The organism is Staphylococcus intermedius NCTC 11048 (genome assembly GCF_002902385.1).
GTDB lineage: Bacteria > Bacillota > Bacilli > Staphylococcales > Staphylococcaceae > Staphylococcus > Staphylococcus intermedius.
Window position 1 is genome coordinate 1 of sequence record NZ_PPQH01000159.1, and the last position, 1,503, is coordinate 1,503.

The following is a 1,503-nucleotide window of genomic DNA, read 5'->3' on the forward strand; positions in this document are numbered from 1 at the left end:
TAATTAAAGGTTTTGAAATTATAAAATAATAAGTGAATCGTTTGAAAATATTTAATTAATATTATTTGAAAATTTCGCTATACTCATGATTACTCAACATTTTTTTGAATCTCATTTCTTGACTCATTTCAAAACTCGAGGAATACAATTTAATAAAAAGTTTAATCCCACTATTAAGTTTTGCTGATTTTGGTTTGGGGTAAAGTTAATTTAGGAGCATACTAAATAAAATAGGGGTGGCTATATGTATAAAAAAATAAGTCTTTTTACTATGATTTTTTCTATAATATTCGTTTCTATCATACCTAACTTTGCAGTAGCTGAGACCAACAATAAAAATTCAAACAAACTAGACATAACTTCGGTAAATAATTTAGAAGAGATTCTAAAAAACAAAAACTTATCTAAAAAAGATATCTTACAAGAAAGCTACAAGATGTCAGATGGCACAGGGATTATTAATTTAAAAGATTCTAAGAATGATATTTACTATAACTTTTATGTTGAAAATAAAAAAATAACGTATTTCAGCACACAGTCAAAATTAAGCAACGGAAATGCTCTATTTAAATTATTCGATATCAATGACAACTTTTTATATAGCTCCGAAGCTAATCAAAATGGCGAAATCATAAAAGAACAAACAGCAATGGATAGAGATCAAACAGCTTTCCGCTCAAATCTTTCAGGTACACAAAAAGCTGCATTGAAATGGGCTTGCATCTTTTCAAGTAAGGTTTCTTGTGCAACAGCTGCGGCAGGAGTAGCAGCTGGAGGAACCTTAATGGGGCCTTGGGGAGCTGTAATTACAGGTGGCACTGCAGCTAGCGCATGCGAATTACTATTTACAACATTAGTTGAAAAATATGGCGGTAAAGACGCTGCTTGCAGCTTGTAATATAAAGAAGGTGTGAATTTAATGCAAAACGTAAATATAGAAAAAGAATTAAAAAGATATGCGTGGGTTTATTTCGTCTCAATTATCCCAATGTCCTTCATAATAAAAATATTACCTAAAGATACTTTTTTCGAAATTCTTTTATCGCTTTTAGTAGTTGTTTTATCATCAATTGGGCTGTCAACAGTTATAATCTATATTCTCTATTTAAAGAATAGGCACAAATAAAAATACCCCCTCATCAGGCCGTATCTTCCTAAAAAGGAGTGAGGGCGTTGTCACCAAAATTATAGCATAAAAAAAACAGGGCAGTCGCAATGACCGCCCTTTTAACACAAAAAGAGTTATTGAACAATCTGCTTGTCCAGAATTAAAAGGTATTCACATAATGTGATGGAGTTTCTCCCCAGAATACTCGTTGCTTATACTGTAACATATTAATGTTAAGTTACACAACTATATTTGCATAAAAAGAGAGCAGCCAATACGGCCGCCCTCTTTTTATAACTATAGGGAAAATACATTATATCATACTTTATTTAATTTGTCCCCATAATTTGCCAACTTTTCCAGTTTTAGCGTCCCACGTTCTAATAGGTAAGTAA

Annotated in this window: 2 protein-coding genes; both read left to right on the forward strand. The window is 31.6% G+C overall.

Translation table 11 applies throughout. The features are described from left to right. Positions 1-244 precede the first annotated feature (244 nt). On the forward strand, positions 245-898 hold the full coding sequence (locus CD138_RS13865) for a hypothetical protein (RefSeq protein ID WP_019167991.1): 654 nt from the start codon (positions 245-247) through the stop codon (positions 896-898). Positions 899-919: 21 nt separating this feature from the next. Continuing rightward, positions 920-1,126 carry a DUF6007 family protein gene (locus CD138_RS14595; protein ID WP_019167992.1) on the forward strand — a complete coding sequence of 69 codons (207 nt, stop codon included), beginning with the start codon at positions 920-922 and terminating at the stop codon, positions 1,124-1,126. Positions 1,127-1,503: the final 377 nt, after the last annotated feature.